At 70.0% G+C, this 24,427-nt stretch carries 20 protein-coding genes; 13 read left to right on the top strand and 7 right to left on the bottom strand.

The annotated features are described in order from the left end of the window. Nucleotides 1–8: 8 nt before the first annotated feature. The 3 genes from AC5P1C_RS09590 to hutU are packed head-to-tail and all read right to left on the bottom strand — an operon-like array spanning nt 9 to nt 4,266. Nucleotides 9–1,361 carry a formimidoylglutamate deiminase gene (locus tag AC5P1C_RS09590; protein WP_493865376.1) on the bottom strand — a complete coding sequence of 451 codons (1,353 nt, stop codon included), beginning with the start codon at nt 1,359–1,361 and terminating at the stop codon, nt 9–11. Further along, nucleotides 1,358–2,584, bottom strand: a complete 1,227-nt coding sequence (locus AC5P1C_RS09585) for an allantoate amidohydrolase (RefSeq protein ID WP_493865375.1) — start codon at nt 2,582–2,584, stop codon at nt 1,358–1,360. Before AC5P1C_RS09585 ends, AC5P1C_RS09590 begins: the two co-directional genes overlap by 4 nt. Nucleotides 2,585–2,601: 17 nt before the next feature. Continuing rightward, entirely contained in the window at nt 2,602–4,266 is a 1,665-nt protein-coding gene (hutU, locus tag AC5P1C_RS09580; protein ID WP_493865261.1) for a urocanate hydratase, read from the bottom strand. Nucleotides 4,267–4,424: 158 nt separating this feature from the next. On the opposite strand from hutU, the gene AC5P1C_RS09575 reads away from it, so the two are divergent. Together AC5P1C_RS09575 and AC5P1C_RS09570 are read left to right on the top strand one after the other, a co-directional pair. Next, complete coding sequence (locus tag AC5P1C_RS09575) at nt 4,425–5,819, top strand: type III PLP-dependent enzyme domain-containing protein (RefSeq protein ID WP_493865260.1); 1,395 nt, start codon at nt 4,425–4,427, stop codon at nt 5,817–5,819. A 104-nt stretch (nt 5,820–5,923) separates the two neighbouring features. After that, entirely contained in the window at nt 5,924–7,294 is a 1,371-nt protein-coding gene (locus AC5P1C_RS09570; RefSeq protein WP_493865259.1) for an APC family permease, read from the top strand. 12 nt (nt 7,295–7,306) lie between these two features. Here AC5P1C_RS09570 and AC5P1C_RS09565 read toward each other — a convergent pair whose 3' ends face one another. Next, the gene (locus tag AC5P1C_RS09565; protein WP_493865258.1) at nt 7,307–7,894 is read right to left on the bottom strand and encodes a hypothetical protein; all 588 of its coding nucleotides are present in this window, start codon (nt 7,892–7,894) and stop codon (nt 7,307–7,309) included. A gap of 307 nt (nt 7,895–8,201) precedes the next feature. Here AC5P1C_RS09565 and AC5P1C_RS09560 point away from each other — a divergent pair, with 307 nt between their 5' ends. After that, complete coding sequence (locus AC5P1C_RS09560) at nt 8,202–9,083, top strand: MBL fold metallo-hydrolase (RefSeq protein ID WP_493865374.1); 882 nt, start codon at nt 8,202–8,204, stop codon at nt 9,081–9,083. 42 nt (nt 9,084–9,125) lie between these two features. On the opposite strand, the gene AC5P1C_RS09555 is transcribed toward AC5P1C_RS09560, so the two are convergent. After that, complete coding sequence (locus AC5P1C_RS09555; protein WP_493865257.1) at nt 9,126–9,959, bottom strand: MurR/RpiR family transcriptional regulator; 834 nt, start codon at nt 9,957–9,959, stop codon at nt 9,126–9,128. Next, complete coding sequence (locus tag AC5P1C_RS09550) at nt 9,956–11,506, bottom strand: aromatic amino acid ammonia-lyase (RefSeq protein ID WP_493865256.1); 1,551 nt, start codon at nt 11,504–11,506, stop codon at nt 9,956–9,958. Before AC5P1C_RS09550 ends, AC5P1C_RS09555 begins: the two co-directional genes overlap by 4 nt. Before the next feature lie 152 nt (nt 11,507–11,658). On the opposite strand from AC5P1C_RS09550, the gene AC5P1C_RS09545 reads away from it, so the two are divergent. The 6 genes from AC5P1C_RS09545 to AC5P1C_RS09520 are packed head-to-tail and all read left to right on the top strand — an operon-like array spanning nt 11,659 to nt 16,972. Then, entirely contained in the window at nt 11,659–12,756 is a 1,098-nt protein-coding gene (locus tag AC5P1C_RS09545) for an ABC transporter ATP-binding protein (RefSeq protein WP_493865255.1), read from the top strand. Continuing rightward, nucleotides 12,753–13,400: an ABC transporter permease gene (locus tag AC5P1C_RS09540; RefSeq protein ID WP_493865254.1), complete on the top strand. Its 648-nt coding sequence runs from the start codon at nt 12,753–12,755 to the stop codon at nt 13,398–13,400. Before AC5P1C_RS09545 ends, AC5P1C_RS09540 begins: the two co-directional genes overlap by 4 nt. Nucleotide 13,401: 1 nt before the next feature. Next, complete coding sequence (locus tag AC5P1C_RS09535; protein WP_493865253.1) at nt 13,402–14,073, top strand: ABC transporter permease; 672 nt, start codon at nt 13,402–13,404, stop codon at nt 14,071–14,073. A gap of 20 nt (nt 14,074–14,093) precedes the next feature. After that, nucleotides 14,094–15,029 carry an ABC transporter substrate-binding protein gene (locus tag AC5P1C_RS09530; RefSeq protein ID WP_493865373.1) on the top strand — a complete coding sequence of 312 codons (936 nt, stop codon included), beginning with the start codon at nt 14,094–14,096 and terminating at the stop codon, nt 15,027–15,029. A 48-nt stretch (nt 15,030–15,077) separates the two neighbouring features. Then, a complete protein-coding gene (locus AC5P1C_RS09525; RefSeq protein WP_493865252.1) occupies nt 15,078–16,490 on the top strand; it encodes a purine-cytosine permease family protein in 1,413 nt (470 codons plus the stop codon). A 56-nt stretch (nt 16,491–16,546) separates the two neighbouring features. Next, entirely contained in the window at nt 16,547–16,972 is a 426-nt protein-coding gene (locus tag AC5P1C_RS09520) for a hypothetical protein (RefSeq protein ID WP_493865251.1), read from the top strand. Between the two features lie 103 nt (nt 16,973–17,075). Here the strand turns inward: AC5P1C_RS09520 and AC5P1C_RS09515 are convergent, their stop codons facing one another. Beyond that, complete coding sequence (locus AC5P1C_RS09515) at nt 17,076–19,319, bottom strand: MMPL family transporter (RefSeq protein WP_493865250.1); 2,244 nt, start codon at nt 19,317–19,319, stop codon at nt 17,076–17,078. Nucleotides 19,320–19,734: 415 nt separating this feature from the next. Here AC5P1C_RS09515 and AC5P1C_RS09510 point away from each other — a divergent pair, with 415 nt between their 5' ends. The 4 genes from AC5P1C_RS09510 to AC5P1C_RS09495 all read left to right on the top strand — a co-directional run bounded on the left by AC5P1C_RS09510 (nt 19,735) and on the right by AC5P1C_RS09495 (nt 24,353). Then, the gene (locus tag AC5P1C_RS09510) at nt 19,735–20,337 is read left to right on the top strand and encodes a TetR/AcrR family transcriptional regulator (RefSeq protein WP_493865249.1); all 603 of its coding nucleotides are present in this window, start codon (nt 19,735–19,737) and stop codon (nt 20,335–20,337) included. 94 nt (nt 20,338–20,431) lie between these two features. Then, on the top strand, nt 20,432–21,106 hold the full coding sequence (locus tag AC5P1C_RS09505) for a hypothetical protein (protein WP_493865248.1): 675 nt from the start codon (nt 20,432–20,434) through the stop codon (nt 21,104–21,106). A 397-nt stretch (nt 21,107–21,503) separates the two neighbouring features. Next, nucleotides 21,504–22,280 carry an AfsR/SARP family transcriptional regulator gene (locus tag AC5P1C_RS09500; protein ID WP_493865247.1) on the top strand — a complete coding sequence of 259 codons (777 nt, stop codon included), beginning with the start codon at nt 21,504–21,506 and terminating at the stop codon, nt 22,278–22,280. A gap of 522 nt (nt 22,281–22,802) precedes the next feature. After that, nucleotides 22,803–24,353 (top strand): aldehyde dehydrogenase family protein, encoded by a 1,551-nt coding sequence (locus tag AC5P1C_RS09495; protein WP_493865372.1) that lies wholly within the window; start codon nt 22,803–22,805, stop codon nt 24,351–24,353. The last annotated feature ends 74 nt before the right edge of the window (nt 24,354–24,427 follow it).

The raw sequence follows: 24,427 nt of genomic DNA, 5'->3' as shown, positions 1-24,427 counted from the left end.
GGAGGGGGTCAATCTCTCAGCGCCGCCACCGCCTCCGCCAACGCCCCCGCCACATCCGGCACCAAGCCATGCTCCCCGTCCCGTACGACATGGCGGCCACCCACCACCGTGTGGCGGACATCCGCCGCGGACGCGGCGAAGACCGCCGTCTCGGCGGCCAAGCGGGGCACTGGCCCCGCCGTGCGGACCGAGTCCAGCGCGATCGTCGCGAAGTCCGCGAGCGCCCCCACCTCGATCACCCCCGCGTCCGGCCAGCCCAGCGCCGCGTGCCCGTCCGCCGTCGCCGCGCGCAGCAGCGCCGCCGCCGTCCAGTGGCCCCGCGTGTGTGAGCGCAGGCGTTCGTTCAGTTCCATGGCCCGCGCCTCTTCGAGGATGTCGATCACCGCGTGGCTGTCGCTGCCCAGGGAGAGCGGACTGCCCGCGCGTTGCAGGCGGACCGCCGGGCCGATGCCGTCCGCCAGGTCGCGCTCCGTCGTGGGGCACATGCACGTGCCCGTCGTCGTGCGGCCCAGCAGCGCGATGTCCTCGTCCATGAGGTGCGTGTTGTGCACGCCCGTCGTGCGGGGGCCCAACACCCCGTGGTCCGACAGGAGTTGAGTAGGAGTGCGGCCGTGCACCGCTCGGCACGCGTCGTTCTCCGCCGTCTGTTCGGAGAGGTGCACGTGGAGGGGGGCGTCGCGGGCCGATGCCCAGTCCGCCACCGTGCCCAGCTGGCGTGCAGGAACCGCCCGTACCGAGTGGATCGCCGCGCCGATTCGGGCGTGGTCCCGGTCCTTCAGGGCCGATGCGCGTTCCGCCCACTCCGCCGTCGTACCGTCGGAGAAGCGCAGCTGGTGGCGGTTCGGGGGCTCGCCCCGCGATTCCGTCAGGAGCCCCGACGCCACGTACGCCGTGTCCAGGAGCGTGATGCGGATGCCCGCGTCCGCCGCCGCCTGGATCAGCGCCTCGCCCATCGCGTTGGGGTCGGAGTACGGCGTGCCACCGGGCCCGTGGTGCAAGTAGTGGAACTCGCCCACCGTGGTGATGCCCGCCAGGGCCATCTCCGCGTACACCGCCCTGGCCAGCGCGTGGTACGTCTGCGGCGTCAGGCGGTCCGCCACCGAGTACATGACCTCGCGCCACGTCCAGAACGTGCCCGAGCCGACCTGGACCGTGCCGCGCAGGGCCCGGTGGAAGGCGTGCGAGTGGGCGTTCGCCAGGCCGGGGAGCGTCAGGCCGCGCAGGACCGTCGCGCCGGGCGGGGGTGCCTCGACTTCCTTGCGGACGGCGGTGATGCGGTCGCCCGTCACCTCCACCGCCACGCCCGGCTCGACATTCGTGTCGAGCCAGGCGTGCTCCAGCCAGTACGTGTCCGTCTTCACCTGCACGCCAGCCCTTCCAGTACGTCGGCCAGTGCGGTCACCCCTGCGACGCAGTCGTCCTCGGCGGCGAACTCGGCCGGGGAGTGCGAGACGCCCGTGGGGTTCCGTACGAACAGCATGGCGGTGGGGATCGATTCGGACAAAATACCCGCGTCGTGGCCTGCACCCGTTCCGAGGACGGGGATCTGTCTGTCCGATCCGCTCCCTAGGATCGCGCCCAGTTCGTCCCGCAGGGCGTGCTCGAACTCGACCACCGGCGTGAAGGACTCGCGTACGACATCGAGGTCGATGCCGTGCCGGTCCGCGTACTCGCGTGCCGCCTTCTCGATCCCCGTCACGACGGTGTCGAGCGTCGACTGGTCCGCGGCGCGGGAGTCCAGCCAGCCCCTGACCAGGGACGGGATCGCGTTGACGCCGTTCGGTTCGACCGCGATCTTGCCGAAGGTGGCTACCGCGCCCGCCAGTTCGGCTTCCCTGCGGGCCGCAAGGACCGTCTCCGCGTACGTCAGCATCGGATCGCGGCGGTCGACCAGGCGGGTGGTGCCCGCGTGGTTGGCCTCGCCCCTGAAGTCGAAGCGCCAGCGGCCGTGCGGCCAGATGGCCGAGGCGATGCCGACCGGGTCTCCGGAGCCCGCGGCGGAGCCGCTGTCGGACAGAGCGAGGGCGCGGCCCTGCTCGACGTGGAGCTCCACGAACGCCCCGATGCGGGCGAGGCGTTCGGGGTCCGGGCCGATCGCGGCCGGGTCGTAGCCGGCCGCCTCCATCGCCTGCGGGAGCGTGACTCCATCGGCGTCCGTCAGCTGACGGGCCGCCTCGACCGTCAGCTTGCCCGCCGTCAGACGCGAACCCACGCAGGCCAGGCCGAAGCGGGCACCCTCCTCGTCGACGAAGTTGGTGATGGCGAGGGGCCGGCGGAACGCCACCTTCCGTGCGCGGAGTTCATCCAGCGCCGCGAAGGCGGAGACGACCCCGAGAGGGCCGTCGAAGGCACCGCCGTCCGGGACGGAGTCCAAGTGCGAGCCGGTGACGACCGCGTCGCCGCGGGACGGGTCGCCGAGCCAGGCCCACTGGTTGCCGTTGCGGTCGACCTCGTAGTCGAGGCCGCGTGCCTCGGCCTGCGCCTGGAACCAGAGGCGGCACTCGGCGTCGGCGCCGGTCCAGGCGTAGCGGCGGTAGCCGCCCGAGGCGTCGCTGCGGCCGATGGGCCGCAGCGAGCGCCACATGGCGTGGAAGGTGTCGCTCACGCGGTGCCGTCCTCGCGCATCGGGATCCGTACGCCCTTCTCGTCCGCCACCGACTCCGCGATGTCGTAGCCCGCGTCCACGTGCCGGATGACGCCCATCCCGGGGTCGTTGGTGAGCACGCGGCGGATCTTCTCGCCCGCCAGCTTCGTGCCGTCCGCGACCGAGACCTGGCCCGCGTGGATGGAGCGGCCCATGCCGACGCCGCCGCCGTGGTGGATGGAGACCCAGGACGCGCCCGAGGCGACGTTCACCATGGCGTTCAGGAGCGGCCAGTCGGCGATGGCGTCGGAGCCGTCGAGCATGGCCTCGGTCTCGCGGTACGGGGATGCCACCGAACCGCAGTCGAGGTGGTCGCGGCCGATCGCGAGCGGGGCGGCGAGAGTGCCGTTGCCGACCATGTCGTTGAACATGTCGCCCGCCTTGTCGCGCTCGCCCTGGCCGAGCCAGCAGATGCGCGCGGGCAGGCCCTGGAAGTGGACCCGCTCCCCCGCCATCTTGATCCAGCGGTGGAGGGACTCGTTCTCCGGGAAGAGGTCCAGGAGCGCCTTGTCCGTCTTGTGGATGTCCGAGGCCTCGCCCGAGAGGGCGGCCCAGCGGAACGGGCCCTTGCCCTCGCAGAAGAGGGGGCGGATGTAGGCGGGGACGAAGCCGGGGAACGCGAACGCGCGGTCGTAACCCGCCAGTTGGGCCTCTCCGCGGATCGAGTTCCCGTAGTCGAAGACCTCGGCGCCCGCGTCCATGAAGCCGACCATGGCCTCGACGTGGCGGGCCATCGACTCGCGCGCGCGGGTGGTGAAGCCCGCCGGGTCCTTGGCCGCGTACGACGCCATGTCGTCGAAGTCGACGCCGACGGGGAGGTACGCGAGCGGGTCGTGGGCCGAGGTCTGGTCCGTGACGATGTCGATCGGGGCGCCCTCGGCGAGCATGCGCGGGAGGAGCTGTGCCGCGTTGCCGAGCAGGCCGATGGAGAGCGGCTTCCTCGCGTCCCGGGCCTCGACCGCCAGCTGGAGCGCGTGCTCCAGGGAGTCGGCCTTCACGTCCAGGTACTTGTGCTCGATGCGGCGCTCGATGGCGCGCGGGTCGACGTCGATACAGATCGCGACGCCGTCGTTCATGGTGACGGCGAGCGGCTGGGCGCCACCCATGCCGCCGAGTCCGGCGGTGAGGGTGATCGTGCCGGCGAGGGTGCCGTTGAACTTCTTCGCGGCGACGGCGGCGAACGTCTCGTACGTGCCCTGGAGGATGCCCTGCGTGCCGATGTAGATCCAGGAGCCCGCCGTCATCTGCCCGTACATCGTGAGGCCCAGGGCCTCCAGGCGCCGGAACTCCTCCCAGTTCGCCCAGTCGCCCACGAGGTTCGAGTTGGCGATCAGGACGCGCGGGGCCCATTCGTGGGTCTGCATGACGCCGACCGGGCGTCCTGACTGGACGAGCATCGTCTCGTCCTGCTTGAGCGTCCTGAGCGTGCGCACCATGGCGTCGAAGGAGCGCCAGTCGCGGGCGGCCTTGCCTGTGCCGCCGTAGACGACGAGCTTGTCGGGGTGCTCGGCGACCTCGGGGTCGAGGTTGTTCTGGAGCATGCGGAGGGCCGCTTCCTGCTGCCATCCCAGGGCGCTCAGTTCCGTACCGCGCGGTGCCCGTACGGGGCGGGGTCCTGACATGGCGATGCCTCCTCGCGTGAAGTCCTGCTTCTGCTTCTGCTGGTCTGCTGGTGGTGCTCTGCTGTGACCTTCTTATTCACATCCTGCGATGTTGAATAGAGCTAGTCAATACATTGACAGGGCAGCGGGGCGGCGTCACGGATGATTGGCTGGAACGCATGAGCGATCAGGGAGCGGATACCGCACACGCATCCGAGCTGGACCAGGAGGCGCCCGCGGACGCCGCCGCACGGCGTGACCAGGCCGTACGCGCCGCCGTCGAGCAAGGCCTCGTCGACCCCGCGTCCCCCATCGCGGGCCTCCTGGACGTCACCGGCATCCGCGCGTCCGCCGCCGCCCTGCGCGCCGCCTTCGAGGCGGTCACGCCCTCCGGCACGCCGGTCCTGCACGCCTTCGCGGTGAAGGCGTCGCCCCTGGTCCCGGTCCTGCGGCTGCTTCGCGAGGCGGGCATCGGCGCCGAGGTGGCGAGCCCCGGCGAGCTCGCCCTGGCGCGGGCCGCGGGAGTGGCGCCCGCGGACACCGTCCTGGACTCGCCCGCGAAGACCCCCGCCGAGCTGCGCGAGGCCCTCGCCCTCGGCATCGCCGTGAACGCGGACAACCCGCAGGAGCTCGCCCGCATCGACGCGATGACGCGGTCGGCGCCCACCGCCTCCCCCATCGGCCTGCGCGTGAACCCGCAGATCGGCGGCGGCTCCATCGGCGCCCTGTCCACCGCGACGGCCACGTCCAAGTTCGGCGTCGCGCTGCTCGACGACGGCGCCCGCGCATGGGTCGTCCAGGCCTACCTCGACCGCCCCTGGCTGACCCGACTGCACGCCCACTCCGGGTCGCAGGGGATGCCGCTCGAACTGATGGTGCGGGGCGTGGCGGCGACGTACGAACTGGCCGAGGAGATCAACGAAAGGGTCGGCCGGCAGCAGATCGACACCATCGACATCGGCGGTGGCCTGCCCGTCAACTTCGGCTCGGACGAGGAGACCCCTACCCACGCGCAGTACGCGCGCCGCCTCAAGTCCCGCGTGCCGGGGCTGCTCGACGGGCGGTACGGCCTGGTCACCGAGTTCGGCCGCTCGCTGCTCGCCAAGCACGGCACGATCCTGGCCCGCGTCGAGTACGCCAAGACGGCGGGCACCCGGCCCATCGCGGTGACGCACGCGGGCGTCCAGGTGGCGGCGCGCACGGTGTACGCGCCCGCGTCCTGGCCGCTGCGGATCGCCGCGTTCGACGCGAAGGGCCGCCCCAAGAGCGGCCCGCCCGTCGGCCAGGACGTCGCGGGCCCCGCCTGCTTCGCGGGCGACCTGCTCGCCGAGAACCGCCCGCTGCCACTGCTCGAACAGGGCGACTACGCGGCGGTGCTCGACACGGGCGCGTACTACTTCGCGCACCACTACTCGTACAACAGCCTTGCCAGGCCCGGGATCTACGGCTTCGCGGCAGGACCGGCGGGCACGGCCGAGCCGGTCACCTTCGCCACCGTGCGGGAGCCGCAGACCCTGGAGGAGATCGTCGCCGAGTCGGGAGGCGCGCGCAGGGACGCGTTGCGGCACCTCTGAGGCCTCCGCCGCTGGAGTTCCCCGACATCCGCAACGCATTTGTCGGCCCCCTTCGGGGCAGACCTCCCTCCACCCTCCACACACACGAGCTCGGGGGAGACGCCGTGACGACATCCGACACACCGGCCACCGCACCACCACCGGCCGAAGAGCCCTCGCTGCACCGCGCGATCGGCCCCAAACTGCTGATCCTCTTCGTGATCGGCGACATCCTGGGCACCGGCATCTACGCCACCACCGGCAAGGTCGCGGGCAAGGTCGGCGGCGCGCTGTGGCTGCCGTTCGCGATCGGTTTCGTCGTGGCGCTCCTGACGGCGGCCTCGTACGTCGAACTGGTCGGCAAGTACCCGAAGGCGGCGGGCGCCGCTCTCTACACGCAGAAGGCGTTCAAGGTCCCGTTCTTCACCTTCATCGTCGCGTTCATGGTGATGGCCTCGGGCCTCTCGTCCGCGAGCGCGGCGGCGCGTGCCTTCAGCGGCGACTACCTGAGCGAGCTGACGAGCGACGCACTCCCGCCGACGCTGATCGCGATCCTCTTCATCCTCGCGCTCGCGGCGCTGAACCTGCGGGGCGTCTCCGAGTCGGTGAAGACGAACGTGGTCCTCACGCTCGTCGAGCTGACGGGCCTGGTCATCATCCTCGCGATCGGTGCGTACGCCGTGCTGAGCGGGGACGGGAACCCCGGCCGCCTCACGGACTTCGAGTCACCGGGCGGCGGCACGGGCTACGCGCTGCTCACCGGCATCCTCGGCGCGACCGCGCTCGGCTTCTTCGCGTTCGTCGGCTTCGAGGACTCGGTGAACATGGCCGAGGAGACGAAGGATCCCGCCCGCACCTTCCCGCGGGCGATCTTCATCGGTGTCGCGGTGACGGGCACGATCTACGTCCTGGTGGCGCTGGTGTCGTCGCTGCTCGTCGACTACAAGGTGCTTGAGGGCTCAAGCGGCCCGCTCCTGGAGGTGGTGAAGGCGGGCGGCATCGACTTCCCGCACAAACTCTTCGCGCTGATCGCCCTGTTCGCGGTCACCAACTCGGCGCTGATCAACATCATGATGGCCTCGCGGCTCTGTTACGGCATGGCCAACGAGCGCATCCTGCCGCGCGCGATGGGCCGGGTCCTGGCCCGCCGCAAGACGCCGTGGGTGGGCATCGTCTTCGTCTCGCTGCTCGCCGTGGGCCTGGTGTCGACGGGCGAGATCGAGGGGCTCGGCGACACGACGGCGTTCCTGCTCCTGTGCGTGTTCGCGGTGGTCAACGTGGCGGTCCTGGTCCTGCGCCGCGACCCCGTGGACCACGACCACTTCCGTGCGCCGACGGTGCTTCCGGTGCTCGGCGCCATCACGGCCCTGATCCTCGCGAGCCCCATGGCGGACCGGCCCGCGGAGGTCTACATCCGGGCCGGGGTGCTCGTGGCGATCGGTGTCGGCCTCTGGGCCGTCAACAAGGTGGTGATGAAGGCGCGGGACGAGGACTGATCAGGGGACGGATCAGGCGCTCACACGCTGCGGACGGCGACGGGCGCCGCCCGGAGCGGCGTCTCCCGCGGAGAGACCGGTGGAACGGTAGCCCTTCACGCCCTTCCCCGCGGGAGCTCCGGCGCGGCGGCCGATCCAGTCGACGCGCACCCAGAGGAGCGCGTCGAGGTCCCGCTCGCGCCGCCCGAGCCAAGCGGCCTTGCCCCAGAGCCCGACTCCCGTGCCCGCCAAGGCCATTCCGGCAGCGGCGGGAATCACGAAGGCGCTCCCCAAGGCGACGAGGAACCCCGCGGCGAGCCACCAGCGGTGAGCGCGGCGCCAGTTGCGTACGGTGATGGCACGGTTCTGAAGGATGTCCGGCTTGGCGGCGCGGGTCGCCTCGGCGGCCAGGGCGGTGTAGCGCTTGCGCCGGGAGTACGTGACGGTGGTGGCCGCCACGATGAAGAGGGCGGCTCCGGCAAGAACCCCGATGCGGCGCCCGGTGAGCCCGCCCGGCAGCGTGCCGCCGCCCGCGGCCACGACGCCGAGCCACCACAGGGGCGCGGCCCCCGCCCTCACGACCACCGGCACCCTGGCCAGCCCTTGCCCACCGCGCCCCACGTCGCCTCCCTGCCTGTCGCCTGCTGTGGCGGAGGACGATAGCGGGGCAATCTGAGGAGGCGGTGAGAGAGAGGCCTCATGAAGCACGCTCATGAAATGTGATGGTTTCAGCCGATTCCTTTGATCGCCCACAGAGCGGGCCCCTCCGGGAAGCACAAGCGCCGGCTCCCCTTCCTCTTTTCCCGCGGCGCGGGATACCCCTGGGAAAGGCATACAGCCCCGCACGCCCCAGGACGGAGTCACCATGAACGACGGTCTGTCACCCACGTCAGCGGGAGACCAGGGCGCGGCCACCGCGGCCCAGAAGATGAGCGAGGAGGGCGGCGGCTGGTACGTCGACACCCGCTGCACGAACTGCGACGTCGCGCGCCAACTCGCCCCTGAACTGGTACGCGAGGTCGCCGGCCGCTCCGAGATGATCCGCCAGCCACGGAACAGGACAGAGGCCGGGCGGCTGCACGCTGCCGCGTTCGCCTGCCCCTCCCGGTCGATCCGCCTTTCCGACGGGCGACTCGACGACGCCCTGGATCCCTTCCCCCTGGCCCTCGACGACGATGTCCACTTGTGCGGCCACAATTCACCGCACACCGCCGGGGCCAACTCCTACCTCCTGCGGCGGCCGTCAGGCACCACGATGATGATCGACACACCCCGCTGGAGCAGCACACTGGCCGCGCGGTACGAGGAGTCGGGCCCCGTCACCGACGTCCTGCTCACCCATCGGGACCATGCCGCGCACGGCCGCCGCTACGCCGACCGCTTCGGCGCACGGCTGTGGATCCACGAGGGTGATCTCGACGCCGCGCCCGACGCCGACCATGTCCTGCGCGGCACGGACCCCGCCGAGATCACGGAGGGCGTGACGGCACATCCGCTCCCCGGCCACACCCGGGGCAGCGTGCTCTACGTCGCCGACGACCGGTATTGCTTCAGCGGCGACAGTCTCTACTGGTCGCGTGCCACCGCCGATCTGGAAGTGGCCGAGAGCGTCACCTGGTACTCCATCGAGGAACTGGGCGCCTCCTTGGCGCGAACCGTCGGCCGGCTGCGCTTCGAATGGCTGCTGCCGGGACACGGCGACCGCAAGCGGCTCCCCGCCCCGGAGATGACCACGCGATTGAAGCAACTGACGGCCCGCGTCCAGACGCTTCGCCCCAGGCCGATCGATTTCACCGCCATGCGCTACTGACCCCGGCCGAACCGACGCCGAGTGTGCCGCCCCGCGGCCCCCTCACTCCACGAACAACCCCCGCGCCGCCGCCCCCGCATCAAACTCCTCCAACCGCGCCTGCGCATCCGGCAACCCATCGCACATGGCCTCCAGCAGGACGCGGCCCAGGAGCATCGGCGCGCACGCCGTGTCGAAGGCGAGGCCCGTCCCGACCGCTGCCGGGAGGAGGAGGTCGGAGTGTGCCGCGACAGGGGCGAACGCCGAGTCCGCCACCGTCACCACGGAAAGCCCCGCAGACTGCGCGTAAGCCAGCGCGTCCACCACCTCCCGGGGATGGCGCGGCAGCGCGAAGCACAGGAGCGCCGACGCCCCCGCCCGCACCGCCCCGTCGATCCGGTCGGCCAGCATCGTGCCGCCCTCGTCGAGGAGGCGTACGTCGGGGTGGACCTTCGCGGCGAAGTACGAGAAGCCGTACGCCTGGGACGCGGCGGCCCGCAGGCCGAGGACCGGGAGCGGGCGGGAGGTCGCGAGGAGTCGGCCCGCGCGCTCCACCGGAGCCGGGTCGGTCAGGACCTCCGCCAGGTGCCGGAGGTTCGCGATCTCCGCCTCGACCGCCTGCTGGTACTCGTTGAGCGAGGCCTCGCCCGCCGCCTCGGCGGGCGCGAGCTCCCGCAGGTGCCTGCGCAGCGCCGGGTAGCCGTCGAAGCCCAGCGCCACCGCGAAACGGGTGACGGAAGGCTGGCTCACCCCGGCCAGCTCCGCCAGTTCGACGCTGGAGAGGAAGGGGACGTCCCCCGCCCGCCGCACCATGCAGTGCGCGATGCGCCGCTGCGTGGGCGTGAGCCGGTGGCCCTCGAAGAGCACTTGCAGCCGCGCCGCAGGACTGTCACTCATACCGTTCCCCTCACAACACCCTGACTCTCACCCAGGCTTGACCACAGCTCCGTGAACCGGTCGAGCAGTCCGGCCGCCGCCGTCACATCATCCGTCAACGGCCGGTCGGCGAGCTCCGCTTCCAGGACCGAGTCCGCGAGCTCGAAGGCCCGCCCGACCGGCAGGTCGGGGTCCAGGCGCATGTCCCGCTGCCTCAACGCCCGCACCGCAGCGACGAGTTCACAGCCCACCACCAGGCGGTACGCCTCGCACGCCCGCAGTGTCTGCCGCGCCGCGAGCGAGGCGAAGCTGGCCTGCTCCTCGACGCCGCGGGAGAGCACCGCGTGCCCGAGCGACGCGGGCGCGGAGAAGGCGCGCAGGTCGCCGAGGGCCGCGCCGGCCGCGTACTCCAGGATCATCACGCCCGACGACGCCGGTTCGCCGTCCGCGAGGAAGGGGCGCAGACGCGTGAAGCCCGGTTCGTTCAGGGTCGAGAGGCGCGAGGTCGACAGGCGTGCCGCCTGGCTCACCGCCAGCCTGAAGTGGTCGAGCGACAGGGCGAGTTGGGCCACGTAGAAGCCGCCGTGGTGGTACGCCGCCATGTCCTCCGCCGAGATCAGCGGGTTCTCGGCGGCCGCGTTGATCTCCACGGTCAGGACGTCCTCAAGGGCGTCCGCCGCGTCGTGCGCGGCCCCGTGGATCTGCGGCACGCAGCGCAGGCCGTACGGGTCCTGGATCCGGCCGAGCGGCGGCGTGGGGCGGTCCGGGGCGCCCAGGATCAGCCGCATCCGTTCGGCGACCGCGTACGAGCCCGCGTGCCGCCGCGCCTCGTGCACGGGCAGCGCGTACGCCTCGTACGAACCGTCGACCGCCATCAGGGTCAGCGCCGCCACCACCTGCGTGGCCGCGATCAGGCCGCGCAGCTCGTGCAGGGCGAGCGCGGACTGGCCGAGCGTGAGGGCGTTGCTGCTGATCAGGGCAAGGGCGTCGTTGTTGTCGAGGGGCTGCGGGTCGGGGGCCGCCCCCGCCCCCTGCCAGGGGTGCTCACCCGCGAGCGCGAGGCCCATCTGCGCGAGCGCGGCGATGTCGCCCGTCCCGACCGAGCCGAATTCGTTGACCTTCGGGTACGCGCCCGTCTCCAGGGCCTCGCAGAGGGCGGTGACGACGGTCGGGCGCAGGCCGGCGCCGCCCGCGAGCAGCTGGTTGGCGCGGACGGCGAGCATCGCGCGCACCTGGCGCGCGGGGAGCTCCTCGCCGATCGATCCGGCGTGGCTGCGCAGCAGGCGCAGACCGTGGTCGGAGGCCGCCTCGGTCGGCACACTCTCATTCCGGTTGGCGCCCACTCCGGTCGAGCGGCCGTAGACACGGCCCCAGGACGCGATCTCCCGCGCGGCGTTCCACGAGGCCTCCACGCGCTTCATCCCGTCCGTTCCAGGAACGGGCTTTGCGGTGGATTCGGCCATACGTACGACATCTGCGACCATCAATCCGCGGCCGTCCAGGACGACGACCGAGCCGCTGTCGTCAGGTGCCCTGCCGGTCGCCCTGTCCGCGATACGAGACGACATCACTCGCAATTCCTCCTCAACCCGGACGCTCCGTCTTGCCCTGCGACCACTCGTAACCAGTGATTTACGCCGGGGCGTGGACAAGCTATTGACAATCTATTCAGTCAACGAGAACTCTGCATGACGATATACAGCCGGGCAAGGGACTCCTCATGATCCAATTCGATACGGTCCACAAGCGCTTCCCGAACGGCACAACCGCGGTCCACGACCTCTCACTTGAGATGCCGGAAGGGGGCGTGACCGTCCTCGTCGGATCTTCCGGTTGCGGCAAGACGACGACACTCCGCATGATCAACCGGATGGTCGACCCGACGTCCGGCACGATCCGGGTCAATGGCCGCGACGTCCTGGAGCAGGACGCGGCCGAGCTGCGCCGCTCCATCGGGTACGTGATCCAGCAGTCCGGGCTCTTCCCGCACCGCACGGTCCTGGACAACATCGCCACGGTGCCGCTGCTGCTCGGCTGGGGCCGCAAGAAGGCGCGGGCGCGGGCGGCGGAGCTCCTGGAGACGGTCGGCCTCGCCGCCGACGCCGGGAAGCGCTACCCGCACCAGCTCTCCGGCGGCCAGCAGCAGCGCGTCGGCGTGGCGCGTGCGCTCGCCGCCGACCCGCCGGTGCTCCTGATGGACGAGCCGTTCGGTGCGGTCGACCCCGTGGTCCGCACCCAGCTCCAGGACGAACTCCTGCGCCTGCAGCGGGAGTTGAACAAGACCATCGTCTTCGTCACGCACGACATCGACGAGGCCGTACGGCTCGGTGACCGCATAGCCGTCTTCCGCACCGGCGGCCACCTCGTCCAGTGCGCGAGCCCCGCCGAGCTCCTGGCCCGCCCCGCGGACGACTTCGTCGCCGACTTCCTGGGCGCCGAGCGCGGCCTCAAGCTGCTCTCCCTGACGACCCTGGCCGAGGTCCCGCAGGCCCCGGCCCCCGAGGGCGGCGCCTGGACACTGCGGCTGGACGAGGCGGGGGCACCGGTGGCGTGGCGGCACAAGGACGGCGACGCGACGGACGTCCCCGTACGGCCGCTGCGCGACACGGACTCGCTCCTGTCGGCCCTCAACGAGTCGATAGCCGCCCCCAGCGGCCTGGTCGCCCGCGTCGACGCGGGCGGCACCCTGACGGGCGTCACGTCCCGCGACGACATCCACGAGCACGCGGGGCAGGTGCACACCGACGCGAGCGCGGTGGACGCGGCCACTGATGCGGTGGACGCGGCGACCGTGGGCGCAAGCAAGGCGGGCTCGTGACCGTCGACTGGTCGTGGATAGCCGACCACACCGACGACCTCACCACCCTCACCCTCTCCCACCTCCAGGCCGCCCTCACCGCCGTACTCCTCGGCCTGCTCATCTCGCTCCCCCTGGCCGTCTTCGCGCACCGCGTGCGGCCCCTGCGCGGCGTGCTCCTCGGGTTGTCGAACATCCTGTTCACGATCCCGTCCATCGCCGTCTTCGTGCTGCTCCTGCCGATCAGCGGGCTCACCCGCACCACCACCGTCATCGGCCTGACGATCTACACGCTCGTCGTGCTCCTGCGGAACACCGTCGAGGGCCTGGACTCCGTCCCCACGAAGACGAAGGAAGCCGCGAAGGCCATGGGCACGCGGCCCCTGCGGACCCTCCTCACCGTCGAGCTGCCCCTCGCCCTGCCCGTGATCATGGCGGGCGTGCGCATCGCGACCGTCATGGCGATCTCGCTCGTCTCCGTCGCCACGTACATCGGCGACGGCGGGCTCGGACAGCTCTTCACGGACGGGTTCCAGCGCAACTTCCCCACCCCCGTCATCGTCGGCGTCGTCCTGACCCTGCTCCTCGCACTCGTCGCGGACGCGCTGCTCGTCACCCTCCAGTACGTCCTGACGCCCTGGACCCGCCGCAAGAGGAGCGCGTGACATGTACGAACTCTTCAAGGATCTCGGCGCCTGGCTGGTCGGCGGCGAGCAGTGGGCCGGGTCCGACGGCATCGGGCACCGCCTCGCCGAGCACCTCCAGTACTCGCTGCTCGCGACCCTCATCGCCGCCGCCATCGCCCTGCCGATCGGCCTGCTCATCGGGCACACCGGGCGCGGCGCCTTCCTCGCCATCAACCTCTCCAGCTTCGGACGCGCGCTGCCCACGGTCGGCCTCGTCGTCCTGGTCTTCCTCGCCAGCGGCCTCTCGATGTGGCCCGTCTACATCGCGCTCGTCGCCCTCGCGGTGCCGTCCATCGTCACCAACACGTACGCCGGGATGACCGCCGTCGACCCGGAGGTGCGCGACGCCGCGCGCGGCCAGGGCATGCGCTGGCACCAGGTCCTGTTCCAGGTCGAACTGCCCCTCGCACTCCCGCTCATCATGACCGGGCTCCGGCTCGCGCTCATCCAGGTCGTCGCGACGGCCACCATCGCCGCGTACGTCTCCTTCGGCGGGCTCGGCCGGTACGTCTTCGACGGCCTCGCCCAGCGCGACCTCGTGCAGGTGCTCGGCGGTGCCGTGCTCGTGGCGGTCGTCGCCGTCGTACTCGATCTCGCGCTCTCCGGACTGCAGCGCGCCCTCTTCCGCCACCGCCCCGCCAAGTCGGCCTAGGAGCACACCAGATGGCCCCCATGAACCGCAGGACCCTCCTCGGTGGACTCTTCGCCGCCGGGTCCGTACCCGCGCTCGCCGCCTGCAGCGGCGGCATCACCTCACTCGACGGCCAGGGCTCGGGTGGCTCCGGCGGTGGCTCCAGCAAGAACGGCGTCACCATCGGCACCGCCAACTTCACCGAGAACCAGGTCCTGGGCTACCTCTACGCCGCCGCGCTCGAAGCGGAGGGCGTCAAGACAGAGGTCCGCCCCAACCTCGGCACCCGCGAGATCCTCATCCCCGCGCTCAAGGGCGGGGACATCGACCTCCTTCCCGAGTACCAGGGCGCGCTCCTGCACTACCTCGACACCAAGTCGAAGGTCACCGAGGAGGGCGAGATGCAGAACGCGCTCGCCATGGTCCTGCCGCGCGGCCTGCAGATCCTCCCCTACGGCAGGGCCGAGGACTCCGACGCCTTCGTCGTCACGCGCGAGACCGCCGACGAGTACGGCCTCAAGTCCCTCGCGGACCTGGCCGAGCACAACGGCAAGCTCGTCATCGGCGCCGCGCCCGAGGTCAAGAAGCGCACGGTCGGCTCGGTGGGCCTCAAGGACGTCTACGGCGTGGAGTTCAAGGAGTTCAAGTCCCTTGATTCCTCGGGCCCGTTGGTGAAGGGCGCCCTGAAGAAGGGCGACGTCGACGTGGCGAACCTCTTCACCACCGACACGGACATCGTCGCCGAGAAGTGGGTCGTGCTCACCGACCCCAAGAACCTGATCCCCGGTCAGCACGTCGTCCCGCTCATCGCCGACCGCAAGGCCGACTCGACGGTGCGCAAGGCGCTCGCCCGCCTCGGCAACGCGCTCACCACCAAGGACCTCACCGAGCTCAACCGCCTGGTGGACAAGGACAAGAAGGACCCCGAGGACGTCGCGAACGACTGGGCGGCGAAGCACGGGATCAGCAAGAAGTAGCCCTCCGGCAGCACAACGGCCCACCAGCAGCAGGGAGTTCACCGCATCATGGCAGACACTCTCGTGGAGCGGCGCTCCATCGACGTCGTCCCCGACGACGAACGGCACGGCACGGCGTTCAGCCAGTTCACCCTCTGGCTCGGCGCCAACCTGCAGATCACCGCCGTCGTCACCGGCGCGCTCGCCGTCGTCTTCGGCGGCGACGTGGTGTGGTCGGTGGTCGGCCTGCTGCTCGGCAATCTGCTCGGCGGGGCGGTGATGGCCCTGCACTCGGCGCAGGGACCGAAGCTCGGCCTGCCCCAGATGATCCAGTCCCGCGCGCAGTTCGGGGTGCGCGGCGCCGTCGTGCCCCTCCTGCTCGTCATCCTCATGTACGTCGGCTTCTTCGCCAGCGGCAGCGTCCTGGCCGGGCAGGCCACGGCCCAGCTCACGCACACGAACGACACCACCGGCATCATCGTCTTCGCGGTGATCACCGCGGTGGTGGCGGCGGTCGGCTACCGCGTGATCCACGTCCTGGGCCGGGTGGCGAGCGTGATCTGCGCGCTGGCCTTCATCTACCTGGGCATCCGCCTCCTGGACCGCGTGGACCTCTCGGCGCTCCTGAACGACGCGCACTTCGACCTGCCGATGTTCCTGCTCGCGGTGTCGCTCTCGGCGTCCTGGCAGCTCGCCTTCGGGCCGTACGTCGCGGACTACTCGCGCTATCTGCCGCGTACGACATCGGGGCGTGCCACCTTCTGGTGGACCCTGTCCGGCTCCGCGCTCGGCTCGCAGTGGTCGATGACGTTCGGCGTCCTCGTGGCGGCGAGCGCGGGGGACGCGTTCCTCGCCAACCAGGTCGGGTACGTGGTCGGCCTGGGCGGCACGGGCCTGATCGCGTCCTTCCTGTACTTCGTGATCGCCCTCGGCAAGCTGACGATCAACGTGCTCAACACCTACGGCGGCTTCATGTCGATGGTGACCAGCATCAGCGGATTCCGCGGGCAGAAGGTCCTCTCACCGCGCGGCAGGGCGGCGTACATCGCCCTGATCATGGTGGCGGGCACGGTGGTGGCGCTGCTCGGCAAGGACAGCTTCCTGACCTCCTTCAAGGACTTCCTGCTGTTCCTGCTGACGTTCTTCACGCCGTGGTCGGCGATCAACCTGGTCGACTACTACCTGATCTCCAAGGAGCGCTACGACATCCCGGCGCTCTCGGACCCCCACGGCCGCTACGGAGCCTGGCGCTGGGACGCGCTGACCGTCTACGGAGTGGGACTCCTGGCCCAGCTCCCCTTCCTGGTGACGCACTTCTACACCGGCCCGCTGGTGGAGCCGCTGGGCGGCGCGGACATCTCCTGGATCGTGGGTCTGGTGGTCCCGGCGGCCCTGTACTGGCTCATCGCACGCCGCGACACGTCGCACATCCCGACGCAGAGCCAGGAACCGCGCCTGACGGCTGGTGCTGGACCCCGGTGAGAAAGGGGGGATAGCCCCACTGTCAGACCCGCGGCGGCTGCGTAACGTAAAGGACCATGGAAGCCCGTGACGCCGAACTCAAGAAGGAACTCGACGCCACTCTGCACGCCCGCAGAGAGCTAGGCGAAGAGTACGAGTCCGCGCTGGTCGACTCGTTCCTCGGGAAGGTCGAGCAGCGCCTGGACGGCACGATCGACCGGCGGATGCGCCGGCACATGGCCGAGCAGCAGATGGTCGTCGCCCGCGGCTCCCGCGCGCCCAACAGCCCTGTGGACTCCTGGGGCGAGCGCTTCGGCTTCGGCATCGTCTCGCTGATCCTCGCGATCCCGCTCTCGGCGATCGGCGTGGTCAACGCCGACCTGCCCGGCCTCTTCGTCACCTGGGGCGGCATCGTCGGCGTGAACGCGGTGCATTCGATGCGGGGCATGAACTTCGGGCGCGGTCGCAGGGAGCGCGAGCGCAAGTCTGAGTGGGACGACTGAGGCCAGGCGGTTCGTCACGCACGGCCGCGGCCCGGACCCCGCGCACCAGCGCGGGGTCCGGGCCGTGCACCCGTGGAGAGACGGGTGCGCCGGGCACATCGGCTCAGCTGCGAGCCGATGCCTGCTCGGCCGCCGTGTCCTCCTCCGCCGGTCCGGGCACGGTCGGTTCCGCCGCGCTCGCGACGGGCGACGGTGCCTCGTGGTGGAAGCCGTACTTCTGGTGGAAGCGGCGCAACGGCCCCGGTGCCCACCAGTTCGCGTTGCCCGCGAGCCGCATGAACGCGGGCACAAGGAGGCCGCGGATGATCGCCGCGTCCATGATGATCGCCAGCGCCGTGCCCAGGCCGAGGATCTTCACCGGGGTGAAGGTGGTGAAGACGAGCGCGACGAAGAAGATCGCCATGAGCCCGGCCGCCGCGGTGATCAACCGCCCCGTGCTCTGGATCCCGTGGGCCACCGCCGCGGTGTTGTCGCCGGTGCGGTCGTACTCCTCCTTGATCCGGGAGAGCAGGAAGACCTCGTAGTCCATCGAGAGGCCGAAGATCACGCAGAACATCAGGATCGGCATCGTGACGTCGATCTGGCCCGTCACCGTGAAGTCGCCCGCCAGGAAGGTGAGATGGCCCTCCTGGAAGATGAACACCATCGCCCCGAAGGTGGCGGTGAGGCTCAGCAGGTTCATGATGATCGCCTTGAGCGGGACCAACAGGCTGCCGGTGAAGAGGAAGAGCAGCACGAAGGTCAGTACGGCGATGATCAGCGCGGCGTAGGGCAGCGCGGCCCAGAGGCTGTCGAGGGTGTCGCTGTACGCGGCGGCCATGCCGCTGACCTTGGACTCGGTGCCCTCCGGCGGGGAGAGCCCGCGGACGTCGGCGACCATGTCCTGGCCGTCGTCGGAGTAGGCCTCGGTGACGCTCTGGAGCGACAGCCAGGTGGAGTCCTCGGCGTCGAAGGCCTCCGCCGCGCCGGGCGGCGCCGGGGCGACCCGTTCGCCGTCCTGGAAGACACCGGCCGATGAGTCGACCCGTTCGATGCCCTTGATGTCCGCCAACTCCGCTGCGTACGAGGAGAGTTCGTCGATGGACGGCTTGCCGCCCTCCAGGACGACCTGCAGCCCCTGCCCGGCCAGGGCCGGGAAGTCCTCGCGCATGGCGTCGCCGACCTGGGCGGCCTGGGCGTCCTTGGAGAGCGCACGGTCGTCGGGCAGCCCGTAGGAGGCACCGGCGAACGGTGCGACCAGGACGGCGAGGCCGATGAGCACCACGGTGAGCACCGGGACGGGGCGGCGCATCACGAAGGTGGCGAGCCGGTACCAGAAGCCCTCCGTCGATGCGCGCTCGGTCCGTTGCTGCGGGCGCCGGAACCGGGCGAGCGGGTCGAACTTGTCGATCCGGTGGCCGAGCAGCGACATCAGCGCGGGGAGCAGGACGAGCGAGCCCAGCATCGCGAAGAGCACCACTCCGATGCCCGCGTAGGCGAACGACGTCAGGTAGTAGAGCGGGAAGACCAGCAGCGCACAGAGGGACAGGAGCACGGTGAGCGACGAGAAGAGGACGGTACGGCCCGCGGTGTTCAGCGAGCGGCGCAGCGCCTCCTCCAGATCGCAGCCCTTGGCCAGTTCCTCGCGGTAGCGGCTGACGATGAAGAGCGAGTAGTCGATGGCCAGGCCCAGGCCGAGCGCGGTGGTCAGGTTGGTGGCGAAGATCGACACCGAGGTGAACTGCGCGACGACCACCAGGATGGCCAGCGACCCCACGACCGAGACGCCCCCGACGGCCAGCGGCAGCAGCGCCGCGGCACCCGAGCGGAAGACGAGGATGAGCAGAAGCAAAGTGATCGGGACAGCGATCGACTCGGCCTTCAGAAGATCCTTCTCGACGCTCTCGTTGCCCTGGCGGTTGAACTCGGCGTAGCCGCCGGACTTCACGTCGAGGCTGCCCTGCTCGCCCGTGACGTCGGGCGCGACCTCCTCGGCGGTCTTCGTGATCTCGTCGTCGTCACCGCCGAGCCGGGCCAGGATCAGGGCCTGGTCGCCCTGCTTCGACACGAGCTCGGCGGCGGCCTCCTCGCCCTCGGGGGCGAAGTAGGACGTGACCGACTCGACGCCGTCCTGAGCGGCGAGTTCCTTGGTGAGCCGCTGCCCGTCACGCTGCGTCTGCGGGTCGTCGAGCGCCTTGTCGGGCGCGACGAGCAGGATGAAGTTGGCGTCGCCCGCTTCGAAGCGGTCCTCGATGATCTCGGAGGCGACGGACGACTCGGAATCGGGGTCGTCGAAGCCGCCCGCGGAGAGCGAGGTCATCACTGGCCCTGAGACGACGCCGATCAACACGAAACCCAGTGCGGACAAGATGAGCACTAGACGGCGCCGGTGGACAGCCAGCGACGCCAGTCGCGAAAGCATAGAGAAACTCCATTGGTTTGCACGGGTGCAGGGCCGTGAGACGAAGTGGCATCGATTCGGTGCGGAATGCCGTCGACAGGGGCTGCAGGAAATGCCCGCCCGGGAGCTGCATGAAATAGCCGGTTGAATACGGGTGTCAAGGCGATTCGGAGCTCGGGACGGTGAATTGCCCGGTCAGAGCGCGGGAGAAAGATTCTGCGGCGGGTTCTGCGGTGGTCCGTCGGCCCTACGAGTGCGACGAGACCCGCCCGGGCCGGTCGGCCGACCGGGGGTCCACTGCCGTTGATCACCGACGGAACGGCTCCGACCAGGGGAAATGCTCGCGTGTGACAAAGCGGCGCCGGAACGCTAGATTGGTCGCATGACTAATTTAGTCGATCGGCCAACTTCGCCCCGCGGTCAGCGCCGACGCGAGCAGCTGGCCGATGCCGGCGTGGAGTTGCTGGCGGAGGCCGGCTGGCCCGGTGTCACCACCCGGTCCGTCGCCGAGCGCGCCGGCGCCAACCTCGGACTGATCCACTACTACTGGGGCGGACTGCCCGCGCTGAAGGCGGCCATCGCCCGCCGAGCAGGCGAGCAGGTCTTCGACCCAGTGACCGAGGAGCTCAGCAGGACCACGACGCTCGAGCAGGCGCACGTCAAACTGATCGAGCTGCTGTCCGCCTCGCACGACGGCAGGACCGCCCGCCTCACGGTCGAGTTGATCGCGGGCGCGGCCCGTGAGCCGCTGCTCGGCGAGGTGCTGCGGGAGTCGCTCACCGAGACCAGGGCCCAGCTGCGCGCCTGGCTCAAGAAAGTGCACCCCTCCGCACCGGACGGCAGCGAGACCGTACTGATTGCTCTGCTCGACGGCATGCTGCTGCACCGCATGCTCGACCCCGATCTGGACAACGGAGAGGCGCTCTCCGCCCTGTCCCACTTCCTGCCTGGTCACCCGGGCCCCAGAGGGGGGCAATCCCCCTGACGGCACAGTCTCGGCGGCCCGGACCTCCCCCGGCCGGGCCGCCGAACCCTCCGTCGTCCCCCCTCTTCCCCGTCCCCCACCAGGAGGATCCACCGTGGATGCGGCCAAGCCGAGCTGGGCCTTTGGCGCCGGCGCCACCCGCGTAGAGAAGGGACTCGCCTACGCGGTCTCCGTGTTCGGCATCTGTGCGCTGGTGGTCGGCGGACACGGCCTCGGCTGGTCCTGGTGGCAGTGGCTGATCGGCGCCCTGCTCGTCCATGACCTGGCCGGTGGCGTGGTGGCCAACGGCCTCGACACCGCCAAGCTCTTCTACCACTCCCCCCTCACCTTCACCGACTCGATGTGCGCCCGCTTCATCCACCACCCGGTGGGCTTCACGGCGATCCACTTCCAGCCGGTGCTCATCGCCCTGGTGATACCGGGCGGCGACTGGTGGTGGGGGCTGCTCTGGTACGCCTGGGCGCTCATCGGCGCGATCACCGTGGAGCGCGTCACGGAGGAGCGGTTGAAACGGCCGGTCGCCCTCGCCGTCGTCGTCACCGGGATCATGGTCGCGACCTATGTCGACTCCCCTCCGGGGCTCGACTGGCTGCCTGCCGTACTGCTCCTGAAGCTGGTCCTCGCGCATGGCGTGCCGGAACGCCTCGGCCGGCCCGCCGTTGTCGCCCCGGAGAACACCCCGGAGAACGGCCAGAAGAACGACCCGAAGAACGCCCCGAAGAATGAACCGCAGGACGACGTAATTGGAGGAAGCGGCTCCCATTTGTGAAGGGGGAACTCTCCACCTTCCCTACGCGATTCAATTACAAGCGGTAGTTTAAGCGTCAATTAAGTCGCCGAGCGTGACCACGGTCACCATGCGTTGAAAATGCAAGTACGGGCTGGATATCCGCCAGAGCGGCATGTATAAATACTACTTCCAGCCCCTTTTACGCAAAAGCGGATACCCGCGTGTAGTACAACGCGATACCGAATGGACAACCGACAGACACCTTGCGAACATCCGTTCCATTAACTGGAGCGGCATTCTGTCTTTGGGATTTCAACGGACTGGCCGGCCACCTGTTTCCTTCTCTCGACAGCAGGTGGCCGGTCGGTTGACCGATCCCACTCACGCACGACAGAGCACGGCAAGCACGGCACAATTTCGAGCAGACGGGGAACGAATGCTGATCGAAGTTTTGGGTCCGATGCACGTCACCCATGACGGGACCGAGATCGAGATCCCAGGAGCCAAGCCAAGGACCATCATCGCGAGCCTCGCCCTGCACCCCGGTGAGGTGATCTCCGCGGCGGACCTGCTTGACGAACTGTGGGGCGCCAACCCGCCGCGCTCGGCGGGCAATTCACTCCAGGGGCACGTGGCCAGACTGCGCCGCTCGCTGGCGCAGCAGACGAACAGCGCCCAGGCCCGTGACGTGCTCCGGACCTCCGGATCCGGCTATCTGCTCGACATCGACGCGGACAGCGTCGACGCCCTGCGGTTCACCCGGACCGTGCAGGAAGTGGGCAGCCGCACCATCCACCAGGACCCGGAGCAGGCGATCGACCGGCTCACCGAGGCGCTCCAGATGTGGCGGGGTCCGGCCCTCGCGGACACCGGCCAGGGAATCAGCTGCCAGACGGCGTGCGCCCATCTCAACGAGACGAAGCTGATGGCAAGGGATCTGCTGATCGAGGCTCAACTCGCTCTCGGTCTGCACCGCGAAGTCGTCCCGCAGCTCGAGCAGTTACTCACTCGCTACCCGCTGCGGGAGCGATTCTGTGAGCAGCTCATGCTCGCCCTCTACCGCTCGGGCCGGCAGGCGGACGCCATAAACGTCTACTACCGGGTCCGGGAACATCTCAGCAATGACCTCGGCCTCGATCCCGGCCCCGGGATGCGCAACCGGCTGACCGAAATCCTGCAGCAGGAACCGAGCCTGATCCTCGCCGGGCGCTGACGCCCTCGTCCCGGATTTCGCCGCGCGGAGTTCACCTCTGTCGCCGCCGCACCCCTCACCGGCCGCAGCGCCATCGATCCCTTTGGTGCGCGCGCCCTCCACGATGCCGTGACGCCGATCCCACCATCCAGCCAGGAGCACACAACTCGCCCAGGGGGCACCTCCGTTCCGCAAGGTTAGTCACCTGACTAACCATAGTGGGGGCGTGCCCCCATGTCACCCCCGCGAAGTCCGTATCAACAGACGGTGCGGCGATATCCGGACACCCGGGCACCGCCGCCCGTCACGCATGCCCTCATCCGGACAAAACGGCCTCAGTCAGGTCTCAGTGCATTCTCAGGAACCCCTGGAAAGGTCTTGTGGGCATCCCTCCTCCACAACCTCGACGCGCTCGATATTCGCAGATGAAAAGGAGTTAGTGTGGGCACCGGTCAGCTGTCCCGTTCGAATCCTCAAGGCCTGCGCACCTATTACTCCTACGTGAACGGCGAGCGGAGGGAGAGCGGCGAGTGGGTCTACGTGATGGACTCCAACGCCCTGCTCGACGACGTGTTCGCCAGCCTCCGCCTCAAGCGCCGTCTGGAGCAGGGACGGCCGGAAGACGCCGCTCCCGATGGCCTGCCCGAGACCGTGGTCGGCCGGGTCGCCAAGGCGGACCGCGGCACCGTCGAACTCGCGGTGAAAGCAGCCGCGTCGGCGGTCCAGGAGTGGGCCGCGGTCCCGCTGGAGGTCCGGGTCGACCGATTCGCCGAGCTGCTCCACCGGCGCATCTCCGACAACGCCGAGCAGATCGCCGCCGTCCTGGTCCAGGAAGGCCATCCCCTCCAGCTGGCCCGCTGGCAGGTCTCCGGGATGCTGGAGATCTTCGGCGCGCAGTCCGCCGCGTTCTACCGCTCGCAGATGCTGCAGGAGTTCGACCACGGCGAGCGCCGGCTGCAGGTCCGCCGCCGGCCGGACGGGGTCGTCTGCCTCAACCCGCCGCAGAACGCCCCGCTCTCCAGCGCGATGCTGGGCGCCACCGCCATCATGGCCGGCAACGCGCTGGTCGTCAGGGCACCCCGCAGCGGTCCGCTGGGCGTGATGTACGTGCTCCAGGAGATCGTGGCGCCCGTCCTGGAGGAACTCGGCGCACCCAGCGGCGTACTCAACGCGGTCTGCGGTGATCCGGCGCCGATGCTCTCGGTCTGGCTGGACAGCCCCGAGGTCGACGACATCATCTACTTCGGCAGCAGCGAGAACGGCGTCCGCTTCGAGCAGCGCTGCATCGCCGCCGGGAAGAAGCCGATCCTGGAGCTGGCAGGCAACGACGTGGTCACCGTCTGGAAGGACGCCGACGTCGAACTCGCCGCCGAGGCCCTCACCGAGAGCTTCTACGGATCGGGCCAGCTGTGCATGATCCCCAACCAGGTCGTCGTCCACCCGGACGCCGCCGACGGGCTGCTCGAAGCGCTGCTGCGGCGGGTGCGCGAGATCCTGCCGGGCCGGCCGCAGGACCCCGAGGTGCTCCTGACGCCCGTACTGCGCAACGAGAAGTTCTTCTCCTGCCTGGAGCAGGCCCTGGAGAAGGGCGCCGAACTCGCCCACGGCGGGCACGCGATGCAGCTGGACGGCACCCGCGACCCGCACGGCATCTTCCTGGAACCGACCGTCCTCGTCGTACGCGGTCTGGCGCACGCACGGGAGCTGGATGCCGTACGCCACGAGACGTTCTTCCCGCTGCTCCCGGTGATCGTGGCCGAACCGGCCGACGACACCGACCTGTTGGACCGCTTCGTCTCCTTCGTCGAGTCCAACGAGTACGGGCTGCGGAACTCCCTGTGGGCACGCGACGAGCAGGTGGTGCGGTACTTCACCGACCGCATCACCGGCGGCGGCCTGCTCAAGGTCAACGACTCGCACATCGGCTTCCTGCCCTGCCTTCCCACGCACGGCGGCACCGGCCTGACCGGCGGTGTCTTCGGCGAGGCCAACTACCCGATCCTGCGCACCTCGCACGTCCAAGGAGTGAGCTTCAGCAGTGGCTCTCATCCGCGCGAGGCCGTCTTCGGCGCCTGGCGTGAGCTTTTCAGCTGACTCGTTCGGCGGGCACCTGCCCCAGGCGTTCGCCGTGACGCTCCAGGCTGCCCTGCGGGACCTGCGCGACAACC

The sequence above is a fragment of the Streptomyces sp. A18 genome (assembly GCF_059026065.1).
Note: the sequence above shows the minus strand (reverse complement) of the source record. Positions and strands in the feature narration are given on the sequence as shown.